This window comes from Streptomyces sp. MA5143a, assembly GCF_900290235.1.
Taxonomy (GTDB): Bacteria; Actinomycetota; Actinomycetes; order Streptomycetales; family Streptomycetaceae; genus Streptomyces.
The window spans coordinates 1-19,240 of the sequence record NZ_OLMK01000047.1 but is presented as its reverse complement, the minus strand read 5'-3'; the positions used below and the strand labels follow the sequence as shown (position 1 = coordinate 19,240).

The 19,240-nt window shown below is 70.5% G+C and carries 18 protein-coding genes and 5 tRNA genes; 17 read left to right on the top strand and 6 right to left on the bottom strand.

The features are described from left to right. Positions 1-2: 2 nt before the first annotated feature. Entirely contained in the window at positions 3-3,893 is a 3,891-nt protein-coding gene (locus SMA5143A_RS21970; protein ID WP_107464598.1) for a sensor histidine kinase, read from the bottom strand. A 603-nt stretch (positions 3,894-4,496) separates the two neighbouring features. Here SMA5143A_RS21970 and SMA5143A_RS21965 point away from each other — a divergent pair. The 9 genes from SMA5143A_RS21965 (at position 4,497) to SMA5143A_RS21925 (ending at position 8,616) form a co-directional block, all read left to right on the top strand. Further along, a complete protein-coding gene (locus SMA5143A_RS21965; RefSeq protein WP_107464597.1) occupies positions 4,497-4,676 on the top strand; it encodes a hypothetical protein in 180 nt (59 codons plus the stop codon). 241 nt (positions 4,677-4,917) lie between these two features. Further along, on the top strand, positions 4,918-5,709 hold the full coding sequence (locus SMA5143A_RS21960; protein ID WP_107464596.1) for a fumarylacetoacetate hydrolase family protein: 792 nt from the start codon (positions 4,918-4,920) through the stop codon (positions 5,707-5,709). Further along, positions 5,702-7,177 carry a glutamate--tRNA ligase gene (gltX, locus tag SMA5143A_RS21955; RefSeq protein WP_107464595.1) on the top strand — a complete coding sequence of 492 codons (1,476 nt, stop codon included), beginning with the start codon at positions 5,702-5,704 and terminating at the stop codon, positions 7,175-7,177. The genes SMA5143A_RS21960 and gltX overlap by 8 nt, the downstream gene beginning before the upstream one ends. 93 nt (positions 7,178-7,270) lie before the next feature. Continuing rightward, positions 7,271-7,999 carry an HAD family hydrolase gene (locus tag SMA5143A_RS21950; protein WP_107464594.1) on the top strand — a complete coding sequence of 243 codons (729 nt, stop codon included), beginning with the start codon at positions 7,271-7,273 and terminating at the stop codon, positions 7,997-7,999. Between the two features lie 89 nt (positions 8,000-8,088). Further along, positions 8,089-8,160: transfer RNA gene (locus SMA5143A_RS21945), tRNA-Gln, on the top strand. A gap of 39 nt (positions 8,161-8,199) precedes the next feature. Next, positions 8,200-8,272, top strand: a tRNA-Glu gene (locus SMA5143A_RS21940). A 62-nt stretch (positions 8,273-8,334) separates the two neighbouring features. Further along, positions 8,335-8,407, top strand: a tRNA-Glu gene (locus SMA5143A_RS21935). A 20-nt stretch (positions 8,408-8,427) separates the two neighbouring features. Beyond that, positions 8,428-8,499, top strand: a tRNA-Gln gene (locus SMA5143A_RS21930). A 44-nt stretch (positions 8,500-8,543) separates the two neighbouring features. After that, positions 8,544-8,616, top strand: a tRNA-Glu gene (locus SMA5143A_RS21925). Positions 8,617-8,716: 100 nt separating this feature from the next. Here SMA5143A_RS21925 and SMA5143A_RS21920 read toward each other — a convergent pair. Further along, positions 8,717-9,361 carry a MerR family transcriptional regulator gene (locus SMA5143A_RS21920; RefSeq protein ID WP_107464593.1) on the bottom strand — a complete coding sequence of 215 codons (645 nt, stop codon included), beginning with the start codon at positions 9,359-9,361 and terminating at the stop codon, positions 8,717-8,719. A gap of 81 nt (positions 9,362-9,442) precedes the next feature. Between SMA5143A_RS21920 and SMA5143A_RS21915 the strand changes: the two genes are divergently transcribed. Beyond that, complete coding sequence (locus SMA5143A_RS21915; protein WP_107464592.1) at positions 9,443-9,949, top strand: DUF4188 domain-containing protein; 507 nt, start codon at positions 9,443-9,445, stop codon at positions 9,947-9,949. A gap of 106 nt (positions 9,950-10,055) precedes the next feature. Here SMA5143A_RS21915 and ndgR read toward each other — a convergent pair whose 3' ends face one another. Next, a complete protein-coding gene (ndgR, locus tag SMA5143A_RS21910) occupies positions 10,056-10,772 on the bottom strand; it encodes an IclR family transcriptional regulator NdgR (RefSeq protein WP_107464591.1) in 717 nt (238 codons plus the stop codon). 198 nt (positions 10,773-10,970) lie between these two features. Between ndgR and leuC the strand changes: the two genes are divergently transcribed. The 4 genes from leuC to SMA5143A_RS21890 all read left to right on the top strand — a co-directional run bounded on the left by leuC (position 10,971) and on the right by SMA5143A_RS21890 (position 14,299). After that, on the top strand, positions 10,971-12,395 hold the full coding sequence (leuC, locus tag SMA5143A_RS21905) for a 3-isopropylmalate dehydratase large subunit (protein ID WP_055541731.1): 1,425 nt from the start codon (positions 10,971-10,973) through the stop codon (positions 12,393-12,395). A 5-nt stretch (positions 12,396-12,400) separates the two neighbouring features. Beyond that, positions 12,401-12,994, top strand: a complete 594-nt coding sequence (leuD, locus tag SMA5143A_RS21900; protein ID WP_107464590.1) for a 3-isopropylmalate dehydratase small subunit — start codon at positions 12,401-12,403, stop codon at positions 12,992-12,994. 286 nt (positions 12,995-13,280) lie between these two features. Continuing rightward, positions 13,281-13,511: a hypothetical protein gene (locus SMA5143A_RS21895; protein ID WP_055512544.1), complete on the top strand. Its 231-nt coding sequence runs from the start codon at positions 13,281-13,283 to the stop codon at positions 13,509-13,511. Between the two features lie 137 nt (positions 13,512-13,648). Continuing rightward, positions 13,649-14,299 carry an HU family DNA-binding protein gene (locus SMA5143A_RS21890; RefSeq protein WP_107464589.1) on the top strand — a complete coding sequence of 217 codons (651 nt, stop codon included), beginning with the start codon at positions 13,649-13,651 and terminating at the stop codon, positions 14,297-14,299. Between the two features lie 137 nt (positions 14,300-14,436). Here SMA5143A_RS21890 and SMA5143A_RS21885 read toward each other — a convergent pair whose 3' ends face one another. Both SMA5143A_RS21885 and cofC read right to left on the bottom strand, forming a co-directional pair. Continuing rightward, the gene (locus SMA5143A_RS21885; protein WP_055512549.1) at positions 14,437-14,640 is read right to left on the bottom strand and encodes a hypothetical protein; all 204 of its coding nucleotides are present in this window, start codon (positions 14,638-14,640) and stop codon (positions 14,437-14,439) included. 9 nt (positions 14,641-14,649) lie between these two features. After that, positions 14,650-15,312: a 2-phospho-L-lactate guanylyltransferase gene (gene cofC / locus SMA5143A_RS21880; RefSeq protein WP_107464588.1), complete on the bottom strand. Its 663-nt coding sequence runs from the start codon at positions 15,310-15,312 to the stop codon at positions 14,650-14,652. A 171-nt stretch (positions 15,313-15,483) separates the two neighbouring features. Here cofC and SMA5143A_RS21875 point away from each other — a divergent pair, with 171 nt between their 5' ends. The 3 genes from SMA5143A_RS21875 to SMA5143A_RS21865 are packed head-to-tail and all read left to right on the top strand — an operon-like array spanning position 15,484 to position 18,520. Beyond that, positions 15,484-16,296, top strand: a complete 813-nt coding sequence (locus tag SMA5143A_RS21875; protein WP_107464587.1) for a lysophospholipid acyltransferase family protein — start codon at positions 15,484-15,486, stop codon at positions 16,294-16,296. After that, positions 16,293-17,303, top strand: a complete 1,011-nt coding sequence (locus SMA5143A_RS21870; protein ID WP_107464586.1) for an NAD(P)H-dependent glycerol-3-phosphate dehydrogenase — start codon at positions 16,293-16,295, stop codon at positions 17,301-17,303. Before SMA5143A_RS21875 ends, SMA5143A_RS21870 begins: the two co-directional genes overlap by 4 nt. 59 nt (positions 17,304-17,362) lie before the next feature. Further along, complete coding sequence (locus tag SMA5143A_RS21865; protein ID WP_107464585.1) at positions 17,363-18,520, top strand: D-alanine--D-alanine ligase family protein; 1,158 nt, start codon at positions 17,363-17,365, stop codon at positions 18,518-18,520. A 363-nt stretch (positions 18,521-18,883) separates the two neighbouring features. Here SMA5143A_RS21865 and SMA5143A_RS21855 read toward each other — a convergent pair whose 3' ends face one another. Beyond that, on the bottom strand, positions 18,884-19,117 hold the full coding sequence (locus tag SMA5143A_RS21855; RefSeq protein ID WP_055512560.1) for an Lrp/AsnC family transcriptional regulator: 234 nt from the start codon (positions 19,115-19,117) through the stop codon (positions 18,884-18,886). Positions 19,118-19,240 lie beyond the last annotated feature (123 nt).

Sequence of the window (19,240 nt, the reverse complement as noted above, 5' to 3'; positions counted from 1 at the left end):
AACTAACGCTCCTGCTGGTGAGTGGGGTTCGGGAAGCTGCCGGTCTGGCCGTTGCCGACCTGACGACCCTGCGCGATACCCCGACGGAGATTGGTCAGTCGGCCGCGTACGTCGTCAGGCGCACGCGAGACCTGCGGACCGCTTTGGTGCTGTTGCTGCTGAGCCGTGCCCGGCACGAGGTTCGCGCGCGGGACTCGACGAGGCAGGCCGGAGGTGGTGACCCCGCCCGCCGACGGCTGACGGACGCGTTCGGCCTGGCGTACCAGGTCGTCATTGGGGGTGTTGCGCCAGGCGCTGGACGCCGGCGCGGCGGGGGCCGCCGACCGCTGCGGAGCGGCCGGGGGCTCGGGGGCCTGGACGGGGCGCTGCGGGGCGACGCCGTTGCCCGGCTGCCGCTGCGGCTGCTGCCCACCCTGGCCGTGCTGTCCGCTCTGGCCGCCCTGACCGTGGAACCAGTTGGTCTCCAGCGTGTCGTACAGCGGGGTACGGCCGTCACCGGGGCCCGCGGCCGGCGGCAGCGCCTCCGGCTCCTGGCGCGCGGGGCGCTGCTGGGGCATCGGGGGACGCTGTGGCTGGCGGGGCCCGCCGAAGTTCTCGCCGTTGACCTGCGGACGCTCGAACTGACCGGTGTCCTGCGGGTTCTGCCGACCGGACGGGTCGTACTGCCCGGGGCCCTGGCCGTTGTGCCGTCCGAGGACGCCGAACTGGCCGGTGTCCTGGCCGTTCGCCCGGTCCGGGGCGCCGTACTGGCCGTTGTTCTGCGGGTTCGGGCGGCCGGGGACGGGGAACTGGCCCGTGCCGGAGCCGTCGTAGCCCGCCGTGGCGAACCGGCCGGTGGACGCGGGGTCCTCGGCGCCGCCGCGGGACGGACCGCCCGACGCGGGCGGGGCGCCGGCCCCGCCGAACACGTCGGGACGCACGAAGGATCCGGTGCCGTTCTGCCCGGCGGCCGGGGCGTCGTAGTCGGGGCGCGGGAACTGCGAGGTCGAGGCCGGACCCTGGTTCGGGTCGACCCGCGGCATCGGTGCCGTCACGTCCGGCTGCTCGTCGTGGCCGCGCGGGGCGTCCAGCGAGGCGCGCGGCGCCGGCGGCTGGGCGTTCTCGTCGCTCCAGCTCGGCGTGCGCGGGGCGTTGCCGCCGGGCAGCTCGGCGCGCGGGCCACCACGGCCGGGCAGCTGCGGCCGGCGCCTGCCGGAACGCTCCTTGCCCTGCTTCGGGGGCACGGCGGCGGGACCGCTGTCACCGGCGCCGCCCTGACGCGGCGCACCGCCGTCACCGAAGCTGCCGCCCGGACGCAGACCCGAGCCGCCGCCGGCGAAGCCGCCCTGGCGACCGGAGTCGTTGAAGTTCTCGAAGTTCCTGGTGTCGGGACCACCGGTCCCGGCGGCCTGGAGGCCCTGCGGGGCACCCGGCGCCTGACCGCCGCCGAACGCACCGGCACCGGCGCCCGCCGGAGCCGGCCGGCCACCCTGCGGAGGCATCGGCGGACCACCCTGCGGCCCACGCTGACCACCGGGGTTGCCCGGTCCGCTGGGGTTGCCGGGCAGTGCCGCGCGCGGACCCTGACCGGCGCCGACCTGGCCGCGCTGCGGGGCGCCGCCGAGCAGACCCCCACCGGAGGGGCCACCGCCGAGCTGCGGACCCGACTGGCCGGCCTGGCGACGCGCGGCGGCGGCACCGGCCGCGGCCTGCGCGGCGGCGGGGCCACCGGTGGAGGGGGCACCCTGGCCGGGCTTGCCGGGGGTCGGCTTCTTGTTGCCCTGCGCGACGTCCACGGGAAGCATGACCAGCGCGGTCGTGCCGCCCGAGTCGGACGGACGGAGCTGGATGCGTATGCCGTGGCGCTGCGACAGACGACCGACCACGAACAGACCCATGCGGCGGGAGACCGACACGTCCACGGTGGGCGGCGAGGCGAGGCGCTCGTTGATCGCCGCCAGGTCCTCGGGGGAGAGGCCGATACCGGTGTCGTGGATCTCGATCAGCACCCGCCCGTCGGGCAGCGCGTGACCGGTGACCTTGACCTTGGTCTGCGGCGAGGAGAACGAGGTCGCGTTCTCGAGCAGCTCGGCGAGGAGGTGCACGAGGTCGTTGACCACGCGGCCGGCCACTTCGGTGGTCGGCACGGCGGCCAGCTCGATGCGCTCGTACTGCTCCACCTCGGAGGCGGCGGCACGGAGCACGTCGACCAGCGGGACCGGGCGGGTCCACCGGCGGCCGGGCTCCTCACCGGCGAGGACGAGGAGGTTCTCACCGTTACGGCGCATGCGGGTGGCGAGGTGGTCGAGCTTGAACAGGGAGGACAGCTGGTCCGGGTCGGCCTCGCGGGACTCCAGTTCGGAGATGAGCGAGAGCTGACGCTGGATGAGGCCCTGGGAGCGACGCGAGAGGTTGGTGAACATCGCGTTGACGTTGCCCCGGAGGAGGGCCTGCTCGGCGGCGAGGCGGACCGCCTCGCGGTGCACGTCGTCGAAGGCCGCGGCCACCTGGCCGATCTCGTCCCGTGAGTGCACACCGACGGACTCCACGGAGGTGTCGACGTCCTGCGGGTCCGACTCCGACAGCTGCTTGACCAGCTCGGGCAGGCGGTCCTGGGCGACCTTGGTCGCCGTGTCCTGGAGCCTGCGCAGCGAGCGGATCATGGAGCGGGCCACGACGAACGCGCCGACCAGGGAGACACCGAGGACGAGCAGGATGAGCGCACCGGAGATGATCGCCTCTTGCTCGGCGTCCGCACGGAGCGCGCGGGCGGCCTGCTCCATCTCCTCGAGGAGCGAGCCCTCGATCTTCTCCATCCGCTCGATCTTGGTGCCGGAGTCGTCGGTCCAGTCCTTGTACGAGCGCTTGTCCTGGCCGCGCAGACCGCCGGAGCTGGCGAGCACCCGGTCCGCGTAGAGGTCGGACGCCTCGATGGTGGGGCTGGCGTCGTCGATCGGCTTGGTGAGCTCCTCGGCGCCGTCACCGTAGATGTCGGAGAAGGTGGTGCGGTCGGACTCCTCGTTGTCCAGCGCCGACTTCGCGTAGAGCCGGTCGTTCTCGGAGAGGTTGCCGAAGGTGTCCCTGTTCGAGGGCAGGGCCGCGGCGATGATCGCGCGCTGCACGGACGCGTACTCCTTGGCCGAGGAGAACGCGGCCAGGGCGCGGGTGCGCTTGATCATGTCCGGGTTGCTGGTGGCCTCCGCCATGTCCTGGGAGAGTTCCAGCAGCTGGATGATCAGACGGTGGTACGCCTCGACCGTCTGCGTGGAGTTCTTCGGGTCGGCGTAGGCCTTGTTGCGGACGGTGTTGAGGTCGTTCAGCGCTCGCGTGACGCGGACGAGGCTCTCGCGGACACCGGGGAGGTTCTGGGCGGTGCTCGAGCTGTCGGCCTCCTGGGTCGCGTCGGCGAACTGGACGCGGGCCTGGTCCGTCTTCTGGCGGGCGCCCTTGACCGTGAAGTCGCTGGCGTCGAGACCCCGCGCGAGGGGACCGGCGGAGAGGTCGCGCTCGTTCTGCAGCGCGTCGGCGAGCTCGGTCGCCTGCTTGGTCATGTCGGTCAGCAGCCGCATGTTGTCGAGCTGCTGGATGTCGTCCACGTTGTCGCCGATGCGCAGTGCGCCCAGCGAGGTCGCCGCCACCACGGGGAGGGCGAGCAGCGAGACGAGACGAGTGGAGATGCGCCAGTTGCGCAGGGCTACTCGTGATCCGGGGCCGGTCACGCCGGCCGTGTCGCCCTTGGGCTTGCCGGGCGTGGGAGGAGCGGACGCGCCGGTGCGCCCGGAGCGCTCACCGCCGTCGCCGATCTCCGCCGGACCCGGGTTCTGGGCGTGCTGGGGGGAGGAACCGTTACCGGTTCCGTTGTGTGGCTCCGGCTCCGCCGAAGCGCTGCCATCCCTCTTGAAACGTCCCTGCACTAGCTTCGCAACCTCTGGACCAGGCGCCCCGCCGAATGAACGGCGGGACGGTGTCGGCGTCTTGGGGGCGCCCTGAATTACGTCCCCTGTTTGTGGTCGTGAGTGACCGGCGCTGGCTCCCCCTTCCGCCGCCGCCCGGCGCTGCTTTGCGCCCCTGCGCACCGGCACGATCCTGCGGCGGTTCGTGGAATTCCAGCACAGTGCCGGATCTGCAACAAGGCCAACGGATAACGGTCTGTTCACAGTGACAGCGCGTGAGGAGTGCGTCACCGGATGTGGAGGCCGATTCACAGCAAAGCGGGCAAACTCCCGCGATACCGGGGTGCACGGGGGGTGTCCCAGTCGCCATGATCAGGAGCGGAATGCCTGATTCAGTTGGCTGATGTCCGGTTTGTCAGGGTGGAGGGAGAATCCGGATTGCCTGATTTGCCCATGAGTAGGTGAGCAAACTCACACGGTGATCATGTCTTCATCACGCCCTGGCCCGGGAATCGGATGTTTAGCCTGACGCTTTACAGGGATGGCGAATCCGACAACCCGCGCCCGTGGGGCGGCCCATGCGGTCCGGCCCGGCGCCCGCTCACGACGAGGTCTTGGACAACAGTGAAGACGACGATGATGTTCCGCACGATAGCCAACCCCCGGCGCACCACGCTGGCCCACCTCGCCGACGCCGAGGACCTGCGCACGCCGGAGCAGGAGCACTCCGTCGACCTCCCCTCCCAGACCGCGAATCCCCGTCGGACGGTCCTCATGAAGGTTCCCGTCCAGTCCGCAGAGTAGTTGCAGGCTCAAGTACGCAGGGAATCCGCCATGTGCTCAGGACGGATCCCGTGAATCCCGCGAAAAAGGAAGACCGCTGCTTCAGGTACGCGGACAAAGGGCGCCCGGCACCACGACCAGGGCGCCCTTTCCCGTGGATACGGCCGACCGCGCCCGTCAATGCGCGAGGCCGGCCTCCCCTGCCGCGTTAGCCTGGAGCGTCAGACTCCAGCCAGCTCAGTCAAAGGGGCACGAGGATCCCGTGCGCATCGCCAGGTTCTCCATCGACGGGAACGTAGCCTTCGGAGCGGTCGAGGGCGACAAGCCGGACGAACTCGTCCTCGACATCATCAAGGGCATCCCGTTCACGGACTTCGAGCTCTCCGGCACGAAGGTCCCGCTGACCCCTGATTCGAGGACACGGGTCAGGCTGCTGCCGCCGGTGCTCCCCAACAAGGTCGTCGCCTTCGGCCGCAACTACGCCGAGCACGCCCGGGAACTCGGCAACGAGGTCCCCGACGCCCCGTTCGCCTTCTTCAAGCCGGCCACCTCGGTGATCGGCCCCGGCGACGAGATCCAGTACCCGTCCTTCTCGCAGGAACTCCACCACGAGGCCGAGCTCGCCGTGGTCATCGGCCGGATGTGCCGCGAGGTCCCGCGCGAACGCGTCAAGGACGTGATCTTCGGCTACACCTGCGCCAACGACATCACCGCCCGTGACGTCCAACGGCGCGAGAAGCAGTGGGCCCGGGCCAAGGGCTTCGACACGTCCTGCCCGCTCGGCCCCTGGGTCGAGACCGAACTGGACCCCTCGGACCTGACCATCCAGCTCACGGTCAACGGCGGCCAGCGCCAGCTCGGCCGCACGAGCGAGATGATCCACTCCATCGAGGACCTGATCGTCAACATCACCGAGGCCATGACGCTGCTCCCGGGCGACGTCATCCTCACGGGCACCCCGGCAGGGGTCGGCCCCCTCAACGTCGGCGACGAGGTCGCCGTCACCATCGAAGGCATCGGCACTCTCACCAACAAGGTGATCAAGCGTGGCTAACGGCTCCGTCCGCGTACGTTTCTGTCCGTCCCCGACCGGCAACCCCCATGTGGGTCTGGTCCGCACGGCCCTGTTCAACTGGGCGTTCGCCCGCCACACCGGCGGCACGTTCGTCTTCCGCATCGAGGACACCGACGCGGCCCGCGACTCCGAGGAGTCCTACGAGCAGCTCCTGGACTCGCTGCGCTGGCTGGGCTTCACCTGGGACGAGGGCCCCGAGGTCGGCGGCCCGCACGCGCCGTACCGCCAGTCGCAGCGCATGGAGACGTACACGGAGATCGCCAGGAAGCTCCAGGACGCCGGTCACGCCTACCACTGCTACTGCACCGCCTCCGAGCTGGAGGAGCGCCGTGACGCCGCCCGCGCCGCGGGCCGGCCCTCCGGCTACGACGGCAAGTGCCGCGAGGTCACCCCCGAGCAGAAGGCCCGGTACGAGGCGGAGGGCCGTGAGCCGATCGTCCGCTTCCGGATGCCCGACGAGACGATCACCTTCACCGACCTGGTCCGCGGCGAGCTGACCTTCACCCCGGAGAACGTCCCGGACTACGGCATCGTCCGCGCGAACGGCGCCCCGCTGTACACGCTGGTCAACCCGGTCGACGACGCCCTGATGGAGATCACCCACGTCCTGCGCGGCGAGGACCTGCTCTCCTCGACGCCGCGTCAGATCGCGCTCTACAAGGCGTTGATCGACCTGGGCGTCGCCAAGGAGATCCCCTCCTTCGGCCACCTGCCCTACGTGATGGGCGAGGGCAACAAGAAGCTCTCCAAGCGCGACCCGCAGTCCAGCCTGAACCTCTACCGGGAGCGCGGCTTCCTCCCCGAGGGCCTGCTGAACTACCTCTCCCTCCTCGGCTGGTCGCTCTCCGCGGACAAGGACATCTTCACGATCGAGGAGATGGTCGCCGCCTTCGACGTCGCCGACGTGAACCCCAACCCGGCCCGCTTCGACCTGAAGAAGGCCGAGGCGATCAACGCGGACCACATCCGCATGCTGAGCGTGACGGACTTCACCGAGCGCTGCGCCCCCTGGCTGAAGGCCCCCTTCGCGCCCTGGGCCCCGGAGGACTTCGACGAGGCCAAGTGGCAGGCCGTCGCCCCGCACGCGCAGACCCGGCTGAAGGTCCTCTCGGAGATCACCGACAACGTCGACTTCCTGTTCCTGCCGGAGCCGGTCGAGGACGAGGCGTCCTGGCAGAAGGCGATGAAGGAGGGCTCCGACGCGCTGCTGCGCACCGCGAGGGAGAAGCTGGAGTCCGCCGACTGGACCTCGGCCGAGTCCCTCAAGGAGGCCGTCCTGGCCGCCGGCGAGGCCCACGGCCTCAAGCTCGGCAAGGCCCAGGCCCCCGTCCGCGTGGCCGTCACGGGCCGCACGGTCGGCCTGCCCCTCTTCGAGTCCCTGGAGATCCTGGGCAAGGAGAAGACCCTCGCCCGCATCGACGCGGCCCTGGCCAAGCTGGCCGCGTAACGCCCGTACGCGAGGGGCGGCACCCGGAGTTCCGGGTGCCGCCCCTTCGTCATCCGCCGGACAGGACGGCCGGCCTCGGGCTACCGTCGGACCATGAACATCAAGGCCGTGGTCTGGGACGTCGACGACACTCTCTTCGACTACACCACGGCCGACCGCACCGGGATGCGGGCGCATCTGGCGGCCGAGGAGCTGCGCCGTTACGGCTCCGTCGAGGAGGCCCTCGACCGCTGGCGCGAACTCACGAGCCTGCACTGGCGGCGGTACGCGGCGGGCGAGGGCGACTGGGAGGCCACCCGGCGCGACCGGGTGCGCGACTTCCACGGCCGACCGCTCACCGACGCCGAGGCCGACGCCTGGTTCGAGCGCTACATCGTCCACTACGAGCGGGCCTGGGCGCTCTTCCCCGATGTCCTGCCCGTCCTGGACGCGCTCGCCTCGACCCACCGGCACGCGGTGCTCTCCAACTCCAGCCTCCCCGTGCAGGAGCGCAAGCTGCGCGCCCTCGGGGTGTGGGACCGCTTCGAGACGGTCCTGTGCGCCGAGCAGCTGGGTGTCCACAAGCCGGCCGCCGAGGCCTTCCACGCCGCCTGCGAGTCCCTGGACCTGCCGCCGGGCGAGGTCGCGTACGTCGGCGACCACCCGGAGATCGACGGACAGGGCGCCGCCGAGGCGGGCCTGCTGTCGGTCTGGATCGATCGCGGCGGCCTCTACGCGACCGTCGACCCACCGGTCGGACCGCACCGCATCGCCACCCTCGCCGAACTCCCCGCGATCCTCGGCTCCGATACTCGTTTTGGAGCGCCGTCCACCTTCGGGTAATGTTCTTTCTGCGCCGCCGGGGAGCGGGCCGAAAGGCCGGAACCGGAAGCGCAAACTAGAACAAGATCCCTCAGGGGCTTGCGTTCCAGTGGCCTATGGTGTAATTGGCAGCACGACTGATTCTGGTTCAGTTAGTCTTGGTTCGAGTCCAGGTAGGCCAGCTCGCAGAGCTTATCTGCGCCAGCGGATCACATCCGCAAGCCCCCGTTGTGTAGCGGCCTAGCACGCTGCCCTCTCAAGGCAGTAGCGCCGGTTCGAATCCGGTCGGGGGTACAGATCCTTCCCGCGAGGAGAGTTCGGGTCGCACCCGCTCACTTCGATGCAGGATCGCTAGGGCCCCCGTTGTGTAGCGGCCTAGCACGCCGCCCTCTCAAGGCGGTAGCGCCGGTTCGAATCCGGTCGGGGGTACTGACTGGTCTAAACCACATTGGTCTATGGTGTAATTGGCAGCACGACTGATTCTGGTTCAGTTAGTCTTGGTTCGAGTCCAGGTAGACCAGCTCGGACCTGCGGCGGTGTAGTACTGAACGCCAGCAGGCTCCACGCCCCCGTTGTGTAGCGGCCTAGCACGCCGCCCTCTCAAGGCGGTAGCGCCGGTTCGAATCCGGTCGGGGGTACACCACAGAAGGCCCTTCGCTTCGGCGGAGGGCCTTCGTCGTGCCCGCCTCCGGAGCGGCGGAGCCGGCGGGACGCCGCCTCCGCCCGCCCGGGGCCCGCTCACTCGAGGCCGTACCGTCGGGCCGACTCCTCCTCCTGTGCCAGCCGGTGCAGCGCCCGCAGCACCGGCTCGAACAGCACCGCCGAGGACACCGCCGACTCGACCATCTCCGTGTCGGACTCGTACGTCTCCATGCGGTCCAGGTCCCGTGCCGCCGCCTGACGCATCAACTCGGCGTACGGAGCCATGGTTTCGGCGTCGCACGGATACCCCAGCCGGATCTGCGTGGCCACCAGCGCCACCAGGGAACGGTGCACGGGGGAGAGCGCGCCGATCTCCCGCGCCGCGTCCCAGCCCAGCGTCCGCAGCAGCCGGTCCACCTCCGCCGTCGCGGCGGCCGTGGCCGGGTCCTCCTCGTCCGGGTCGGGGGCCTGGGGGAGCGCCCACAGTGCCGCGCCGAGGCGGATGGTGCGGCCCAGTGACTCGTCGTCGACGTGCTTGAGCACCTCCCTGGCGCTCGCCACCGGCACCCGCCCCACCTGGATCAACGCCCGCACCAGCCGCAATCGGCGCAGATGCGTCTCGTCGTACTCCGCCGTCGTCGCGTTCAGCTGCCGACCCGGCGCCAACAGCCCTTCGCGCAGGTAGTACTTGATCGTCGCGGTGGACACCCCGCTGCGTGCGCTCAACTCCGACAGCCGCATCTCTCTTGCACCCCTTCTTGGGAAGTGCCACTATCCAAGCATGGGCGGTCGGATAGTGCCGCTCGCCAACGAGGGGGAGTCATGTCGGGAAAGACGGTCGTCGCCGGACGGACCACCGCTGCCGCCGAGGGCGATGTGGTGGTCCTGCTCATCGGCGTGCGCATCAACCACTTCTGGGCCGTCCACCACTGGATGCCGGTGCTGGCCGCGATGCCCCGGATGCTGCGCGAACTGCGCGAGGACCCGGGCCGGGGGCTCCTGAACGCCGTCCTGCTCACGGCCTCGCCGCGGACGTACTACGTCGTCCAGTACTGGGAGTCCAAGGAGAAGCTCTACGGCTACGCGCACGCGCCCGACGCGTTCCACCGCGTGGCGTGGGCGGCGATGAACCGCAAGGAGCGCAAGGGGAAGGGCCGCGGACACGTGGGGCTCTGGCACGAGACGTACGTGGTGCCGGAGGGGTCGTACGAGTCGATCTACGCGGACATGCCGGCCTTCGGTCTCGCGGCGGCCACGGGGGTACTGCCGATCGAGAAGCGGGGCCGGTCCGCGAAGGAGCGGTTCGCCCACCGGCGGGTGGACGCCTGACGAGGGGCGCACCACGGTCGACGCCCGAGGGGGTCGGCCGCACGAGAAAAGGCCTGCCGCGGCGTTGAGGCAGGCCTTTTTCGTGGTCGTACGGCAGGGGGGAGGGTCAGCCCGAGCGGCGCAGGGCTTCGGAGAGTCGGGACGCGGCGTCGATCACCGCTTGGGCGTGCATACGGCCGGGGTGGCGGGTCAGGCGCTCGATCGGCCCGGAGACCGAGACCGCGGCGACCACGCGGTTGGAGGGGCCGCGGACCGGGGCCGAGACCGAGGCCACGCCCGGCTCGCGCTCGCCGATCGACTGGGCCCAGCCACGGCGGCGCACCCCGGACAGGGCGGTCGCGGTGAAACGGGCGCCCTGGAGGCCGCGGTGGAGGCGCTCGGGCTCCTCCCAGGCCATGAGGATCTGCGCCGAGGAGCCGGCCTTCATCGTGAGCGTCGAACCGACCGGCACCGTGTCCCGCAGGCCGGACAGCCGCTCCGCCGCGGCGACGCAGATGCGCATGTCGCCCTGGCGGCGATAGAGCTGGGCGCTCTCGCCCGTCACATCCCTGAGATGCGTGAGCACCGGGCCCGCCGTGGCGAGGAGGCGGTCCTCACCGGCGGCCGCGGCCAGCTCGGCCAGCCTCGGGCCGAGGATGAAACGGCCCTGCATGTCCCGTGCCACCATGCGGTGGTGTTCCAGAGCCACGGCCAGGCGGTGGGCCGTGGGCCGTGCGAGTCCGGTGGCCCCGACCAGACCCGCGAGGGTGGCCGGACCGGACTCCAGAGCGCTCAGGACCAGGGCCGCCTTGTCCAGAACGCCGACGCCGCTACTGTTGTCCATGCAACGATACTCGCGTCTCACTCTGTGAAACGCAAGTTCAATTTCACGTGGACCTTGCCACTCTGGAAGCAGAACAACAGAGGCTCGCGGACCGACGAGCCCGGCGGCAGGCGCGTGCGACGAGGGGATGCGCACACGCTCGCCACCTCCGAGATCTAGTTGGGTCGACGCGCTGAGGCGTCGGCCGGAGGGAAAGCGATGGGTAGGACACTCGCGGAGAAGGTCTGGGACGACCACGTCGTCCGGCGCGCCGAGGGCGAGCCCGACCTCCTCTTCATCGACTTGCACCTGCTGCACGAGGTGACCAGCCCCCAGGCCTTCGACGGTCTCCGCAAGAGCGGGCGGAAGGTCCGCCGGCTCGACCTGACCATCGCGACCGAGGACCACAACACCCCCACCCTCGACATCGACAAGCCCATCGCGGACCCCGTCTCCCGCGTGCAGCTGGAGACGCTGCGGAACAACGCCGCCGAGTTCGGCGTGCGGCTGCACCCGCTGGGCGACGTCGAGCAGGGTGTCGTCCACGTCGTGGGCCCGCAGCTGGGTCTGACCCAGCCCGGGATGACGGTCGTCTGCGGCGACTCCCACACCTCCACGCACGGCGCCTTCGGCGGTCTGGCGTTCGGCATCGGCACCTCCCAGGTGGAGCATGTGCTGGCCACCCAGACGCTGCCCATGGCCCGCCCGAAGACCATGGCCATCACGGTCGACGGCGAGCTGCCCGACGGCGTCACCGCCAAGGACCTGATCCTCGCGATCATCGCCAGGATCGGCACGGGCGGCGGCCAGGGCTACGTCCTGGAGTACCGGGGCTCCGCCATCGAGAAGCTCTCGATGGAGGCCCGCATGACCATCTGCAACATGTCGATCGAGGCCGGTGCCCGCGCGGGCATGATCGCCCCCGACCAGACCACGTTCGACTACCTGGAGGGCCGTCCGCACGCCCCCAAGGGCGAGGACTGGGACGCGGCCGTCGCGTACTGGAAGACCCTCAGGACGGACGACGACGCCGAGTTCGACGCCGAGGTCGTGATCGACGCCGCCGAGCTGTCGCCGTTCGTCACCTGGGGCACCAACCCCGGCCAGGGTGCGCCGCTTTCGGCGGACGTCCCCGATCCGGCTTCGTACGAAGACGCTTCGGAGCGCCTGGCCGCCGAAAAGGCCCTGGAGTACATGGGGTTGGAGGCCGGGCAGCCGCTGCGCTCCATCAAGGTGGACACCGTCTTCGTAGGTTCCTGCACCAACGGCCGCATCGAGGACCTGCGCGCCGCCGCCGAGCTGGTCAAGGGCCGCAAAGTCGCCGACGGCGTACGGATGCTGGTCGTCCCCGGCTCGGCGCGGGTCGGTCTCCAGGCCGTCTCCGAGGGCCTCGACGTCGTCTTCAAGGAGGCCGGCGCCGAGTGGCGGCACGCCGGCTGCTCCATGTGCCTGGGCATGAACCCGGACCAGCTGGCCCCCGGTGAGCGCTCCGCGTCCACCTCCAACCGCAACTTCGAGGGCCGGCAGGGCAAGGGCGGACGTACGCACCTGGTCTCGCCGCAGGTCGCCGCCGCGACCGCCGTGCTGGGCCACCTGGCCTCGCCCGCCGACCTGTCCGACGCCCCCGCGCCCGCTGGAGTCTGAGAGTCATGGAAGCATTCACCACGCACACCGGCCGGGCCGTCCCGCTGCGCCGCAGCAACGTCGACACCGACCAGATCATCCCCGCCCACTGGCTCAAGAAGGTGACCAGGGACGGCTTCGAGGACGGGCTGTTCGAGGCCTGGCGCAAGGACGAGACCTTCATCCTCAACCAGCCGGAGCGCGAGGGCGCCACGGTCCTGGTCGCCGGCCCCGACTTCGGCACCGGCTCCTCCCGTGAGCACGCGGTGTGGGCGCTGCAGAACTACGGCTTCAAGGCCGTGATCTCCTCCCGGTTCGCCGACATCTTCCGCGGCAACTCGCTCAAGAACGGCCTGCTCACGGTCGTGCTGGAGCAGAAGATCGTGGACGCGCTGTGGGAGCTCACCGAGAAGGACCCCCAGGCCGAGGTGACGGTCGACCTGGAGACCCGACAGGTGCGTGCCGAGGGCATCACCGCCTCCTTCGAGCTGGACGAGAACTCCCGCTGGCGGCTGCTGAACGGGCTGGACGACATCTCCATCACCCTCCAGAACGAGGCCGACATCGCCGCGTACGAGGCCAAGCGGCCGTCGTACAAGCCGCGGACGCTTCCGGTCTGATCCACCGCGCGGACCACCCCCGGGCAGGCCCGCGCAAGACGGATTCCAGCCACCGCCACACCCCTCTGTACCCCCAATCGTGCACGGTTGGGGGTACAGCCATGTTTGGAGTACAGCACCTTGGAAGTGGGGTGCAGAAAGGTTTCAACTCCCCTAGTTACAAAGGTGATTACCGGGGTACGCGCATCATCGTGCGGCATTGGATGGGGGTGCTCTACAGGCCCCCGGGAGACGGCAGTTGCCCCCTGGGCAGGCGACAACTCGCCCCAGATGGCACAATCTGTGCATGGAACACGACGGCCAACTCGAGCTCTATGCGGCGGTCGCGGGCCAACTCAAGGAAGCGCACGCAAGGGTGCGCGCACTGCAAGTCCCGGAGGGCGTACGGATGGCGCTGACCCGGAAGCTGCTGGTCATTACGGCCGTGGCCAAGCACGATCTCGCCGACGCGGCAAGGCGTCTGGAGAGCTTCACGGTGGACCTCGACGAGGGGCGAATGCCCACCGGGGAACGCTGAAGCCACTCCGTGACAGCCGAGTCCGTTGCGGCACAAGGGTGATAAGCCCGTTTCGTGTTTGATTTGCGGTATATATCTGCCTAACGTGCGAAAAGCTTGAACACTTTCGTTCTGGCGATGTCTCCGAAGGGGAAGACGTGAACAAGGCGCAGCTCGTAGAAGCGATTGCGGACAAGCTCGGTGGCCGTCAGCAGGCCGCCGACGCGGTCGACGCCGTCCTGGACGCCATCGTCCGGGCGACGGTCGCGGGTGAGAGGGTCTCGGTCACCGGCTTCGGTTCGTTCGAGAAGGTCGAGCGTCCCGCCCGTTACGCCCGCAACCCGCAGACGGGTGAGCGGGTTCGGGTCAAGAAGACCTCCGTGCCCCGCTTCCGCGCAGGTCAGGGCTTCAAGGACCTGGTGAGCGGCTCCAAGAAGCTGCCCCGCGGCGGCGAGGTCGCCGTCAAGAAGGCCCCCAAGGGCAGCCTGAGCGGCGGCGCCTCGGCGACGGTCAAGAAGGCGGCCGCGAAGAAGACGACGACCGCGAAGAAGGCCACCACGGCCCGTAAGACGACGCCCGCCAAGAAGACCACGGCGGCGGCGAAGAAGACGACGGCGAAGAAGACCACCGCGAAGAAGACCACGGCGGCGAAGTCGACCGCGGCGAAGAAGACCACGGCCGCGAAGTCGACCGCGGCGAAGAAGACCACCGCGGCGAAGGCCCCCGCCAAGAAGGCCACCGCGAAGAAGGCCCCGGCCAAGAAGTCGTCGGCTCGAAAGACCACGGCGAAGAAGACTGCCGCTCGCTAGCAGGGGGCGCTGGATACTCACACGCGCCGGGCCGGGCTCCTAGTCGGAGCCCGGCCCGCGGCGTTCTCGGGGTAAGGGTTCGTTGAGAATTCCCGGTTCCCCCGTGCCCCTTCGGCGGAGCGTCCGACCGGCCCGCCTCAGAAGGTCTGCAACGTGATCAACGTGACGCGGAGGGCGTCGCCCGTGCCCTCCGTCTCGATGCGGACGCGCTGGCCGGGGCGGAGGAGGCGCAGGCCCCCCGCGTCGAAGGCCGGGGCGTCGAAGGGCACGGGGGTGCCGTCGTCCAGGAGGACCTGGCCGGAGCGGGTGGCGGCGTCGTAGGTGTACGCGGTGGCCTGCATGGACGCAGCCTACTGGCCGGGTATCAGCAGGCGCGCGGCCGCGGCGGCCGTACGGGGGCCCACACCGAGACAGAGGGCGGCACGCAGGTCGTCCCCGGTGTCGACGTCCTGGCGTACCGAGTCGACATCGTCGAGCACGAGTTCCACGGCGCCGGAGCGGCGGTGGGCGAGCCGGGAGCCGGGGCCGAACGCCGGGCGCAGCGCCCGGCCGGGAGCGGCGGCGAGCAGCGTGGTCCCGGTGCCGGCGGCGTCCGCGAGGAACGCCCGCGGGAACGCGGCGGCGGCGTCGAGGACGCGGGCGAGTTCGTCCGGGCGCAGCGCCGGCAGATCGGCGTTCAGCGTGGCCACCGGGGCGTACGGCCGGGCGGTGCGTGCGAGGGTCGCCGCGTGCCGCAGCGCCGCGTTCAGGCCGTCGGCCGGGTCGGTGGCCGGGTCGGCCGCGGGATCGTCGGGGACGATCCGGGCGCCGAGCGCCGCCAGCTCACGCCCGGCCAGCGGATCGTCCGTGACGACCACCACATCGTGCACCGCCGTACAGGCCAGCGCCGCGGCCACCGTGTCCTGCGCGAAGGCGAGGGCCAGGCCGGGGCGCACGCCGTCGTCGGCGGTGTCCGCGAGCCTGCTCTTGGCCCGCGCCAAGGGTTTCAGGGGTACGGCCAGGGTCCACTGCACGGGTGTTCCGTCCCTCTCTTGTCGCCGCCATTGTCACCTGGGGGCAACGGAAGTCCGCAGGGTGGGGCGTACGGTGTTCTCGACAGACCGGCGGTCCGGGGCGACACTTGTGCGGCTCCCCGGGCGAGGAGCCCCCTGGCCCCCCCTGGCCCCCTAGAGGAAGGTGTCCGAGTGTCCCGCCGCAGAATCGGCTTCTGGTACCGCTTCGCCGCGGTCCTGTGCAAACCGCCGCTGGTGATTCTGATCAAGCGGGACTGGCGCGGAATGGAGAACATTCCTGCCGACGGCGGATTTATCACCGCGGTGAACCACAATTCGCACGCGGACCCCTTCGCGTACGCGCACTTTCAGTACAACAGCGGCCGCGTTCCGCGATTCCTCGCGAAGAGCGGTCTTTTCAAGAAGGGATTCGTGGGCGCCGCGATGCGCGGCACCGGACAGATCCCCGTCTACCGCGAGACCACGGACGCGCTGAGCGCCTTCCGCGCCGCGATCGACGCCGTGGAGCGGGGCGAGTGCGTCGCCTTCTACCCGGAGGGCACCATCACCCGGGACCCCGACCAGTGGCCCATGACCGGCAAGACCGGCGCCGCGCGGGTCGCCCTCCAGACCAAGTGCCCGGTGATCCCCGTGGCGCAGTGGGGCGCCAACGAGCTGCTGCCGCCGTACGCCAAGAAGCCCCACGTCCTGCCGCGCAAGACGCACCATGTGCTCGCGGGGCCGCCCGTCGACCTCTCCCGCTTCTACGACAAGGAGATGACCCCCGACCTGCTGAAGGACGCCACGGAGGTCATCATGGCCGCCATCACGCGCCAGCTGGAGGAGATCCGCGGCGAGAAGGCGCCCGAGACGCCCTACGACCCGAAGCGGGAGCGCATCGAGCAGCGGCGCAGGACCGCGGCGGCGGTCGAGCACCAGCTGCCCGGTCAGCACAATGGAGCCCTGCGGGAACAGGAACCACAGGAAGAGGGGCAGGGCAAGTGAGCAAGCCGGTCAAGGCGGCCGTGTTCAGCGCCGGTTCATGGGGCACGGCCTTCGGCATGGTGCTCGCCGACGCGGGGTGCGAGGTCACGCTGTGGGCGCGCCGCCCGGAGGTCGCGGACGCCATCAACTCCACCCGGACCAACGTGGACTATCTGCCGGGCCTGGAGCTCCCGCGGAACGTGCGCGCCACCACGGACCCCGCCGAGGCCGCCGCCGACGCCGACTTCACCGTGCTCTCCGTCCCCTCCCAGACGCTGCGCGCCAACCTCGCCGAATGGGTGCCGCTGCTGGCCCCCGACACCGTCCTCGTCTCGCTCATGAAGGGCGTCGAACTCGGTTCCGCCATGCGGATGAGCGAGGTCATCGATGACGTCGCCAAGGTCGGGCAGGACCGGATCGCCGTCGTCACCGGCCCCAATCTGGCACGGGAGATCGCTTCCCGCATGCCGGCCGCCTCCGTGGTCGCCTGCACCGACGAGGCCGTCGCCCAGCGGCTCCAGGCCGCCTGCCACACCCCGTACTTCCGCCCGTACACCAACACCGACGTCGTCGGCTGCGAACTGGGCGGTGCCGTCAAGAACGTCATCGGCCTCGCTGTCGGCATCGCGGACGGCATGGGCCTCGGCGACAACGCCAAGGGCTCGCTCATCACCCGCGGCCTCGCCGAGACCACCCGACTGGGCCTGGCCATGGGCGCCGATCCGCTCACCTTCTCCGGGCTCGCGGGCCTCGGCGACCTGGTGGCGACCTGCTCCTCGCCGCTCTCCCGCAACCACACCTTCGGCACCAACCTCGGCAAGGGCATGACCCTCCAGGAGACCATCGCGGTCACCAAGCAGACCGCCGAGGGCGTCAAGTCCTGTGAGTCCGTTGCGGACTTGGCGCGTCGGCACGGCGTCGACATGCCGATCACGGAGACGGTCGTCGACATCGTGCACGAGGGCAAGCCGCCCGTGGTCGCCCTCAAGGAGCTGATGTCGCGCTCCGCCAAGTCCGAGCGACGCTGAGCGATACCGGCCGTGCGGGCGCTGACGGCCGCACTACCAACGGGTACTCTCATCGCGATATGAGCACCGAGAACCTCCCCCAGAGCCCTGAGCAGCCGTCCCGCAAGCCGCGCGTGGCCGTCGTCTTCGGCGGCCGCAGCTCGGAACACGGGATCTCCGTGGTCACGGCCGGCGCCGTCCTGCGTGCCATCGACCGGACGAAGTACGACGTCCTGCCGATCGGCATCACCCGGGACGGCCGTTGGGCGCTCACCGCCGACGAGCCGGAGCGCATGGCGATCACCGACCGTCGCACGCCGACCGTCGAGGAACTCGCCGAGTCCCAGGAGGGCGGCGTGGTGCTCCCCGTCGACCCGGCCAACCGCGAGGTCGTCTACAGCGAGCCCGGTTCGGTGCCCAAGGCGCTCGGCGAGGTCGACGTCGTCTTCCCCGTCCTGCACGGCCCGTACGGCGAGGACGGCACCCTCCAGGGTCTGCTGGAGCTGTCCGGCGTCCCGTACGTCGGCTCGGGCGTCCTCGCCTCGGCCGTCGGCCAGGACAAGGAGTACATGAAGCGGGTGTTCACCTCCTTCGGGCTGCGGGTCGGCCCGTACGTGGTGATCCGGCCGCGCGAGTGGCAGCTCGACGAGCCCGCCGCCCGCAAGAAGATCATCGACTTCGCCGGTGAGCACGGCTGGCCGCTCTTCGTGAAGCCGGCCCGCGCGGGCTCCTCCATCGGCATCACCAAGGTCGACGACCTGACCGGCCTGGACGAGGCGATCGCCGAGGCCCAGAGCCACGACCCGAAGATCCTCGTCGAGGCCGCGCTGCGGGGCCGCGAGATCGAGTGCGGCGTGCTGGAGTTCGAGGACGGCCCCCGCGCCTCCGTGCCCGCCGAGATCCCGCCGCCCGAGACGCACGCGTACTACGACTTCGAGGCCAAGTACATCGACTCGACGCCGGGTATCGTCCCGGCGCCGCTGACGGAGGAGGAGACCGCAGAGGTCCGGCGTCTCGCCGTCGACGCCTTCGAGGCCGCCTCCTGCGAGGGCCTGGTCCGCGCGGACTTCTTCCTCACGGAGGACGGCCACTTCGTCATCAACGAGATCAACACCCTCCCCGGATTCACGCCGATCTCGATGTACCCGGCGATGTGGCAGGCGAGCGGCATCGCGTACCCGGAGCTGGTGGACCGCCTGATCCAGGCGGCACTGCGCAGGCCGACCGGCCTTCGCTGACGCGCACGGCACCCCCAAGGGGGCGACCCCCCAGGGGGGTCGCCCCCTTGATCGCGGGTGCGCCGTCCAGGGCGGCCGGTGAACACCGCAGCGCAGTATGATCGCCGGGCTGCCCGGCCCGCCGTCGGCGGCGGGGCGGGCTCGGGGTCCCGGCAGCCGGGACCGTCCACCTTCCGCGGCGCCCCGTCCAGGTTCCGGCACGGCTTCGTGACGGTCGCGCCCGGGCCGGGAACCGCCGCTGATCCGCCGTCGTCTGCTGAGGAGCAGCCCGCCACGGCGATCAACGACACGACCGGGACGGGCAGCCCGACACAACGGAGCGCCGGTGCCGCGAGGAGCACACCGGCCGAGGGCAGACGGGGGCTACAGGTGCACGACCGGGCAGGTCAGCGTGCGGGTGATGCCGTCCACTTGCTGGACTTTGGCGACCACCAGCCGGCCGAGATCATCCACGGTGTCGGCCTGGGCGCGGACGATGACGTCATAGGGGCCCGTCACGTCCTCGGCCTGGATGACCCCAGGGATCTTGCTGATCGTGTCGGCGACGGTCGACGCTTTGCCGACCTCCGTCTGGATCAGGATGTACGCCTGTACCACGGAACCTCCAGGGCGGCCACGAGGATCATGTGGGGAAAAGGAACGCCACGGTATCGCGTAGTCGCGCGTCGCGGGGAGACCCGCACATGCCGCGCCGCGCACACCGGGGCGCGCGGAGTGCGG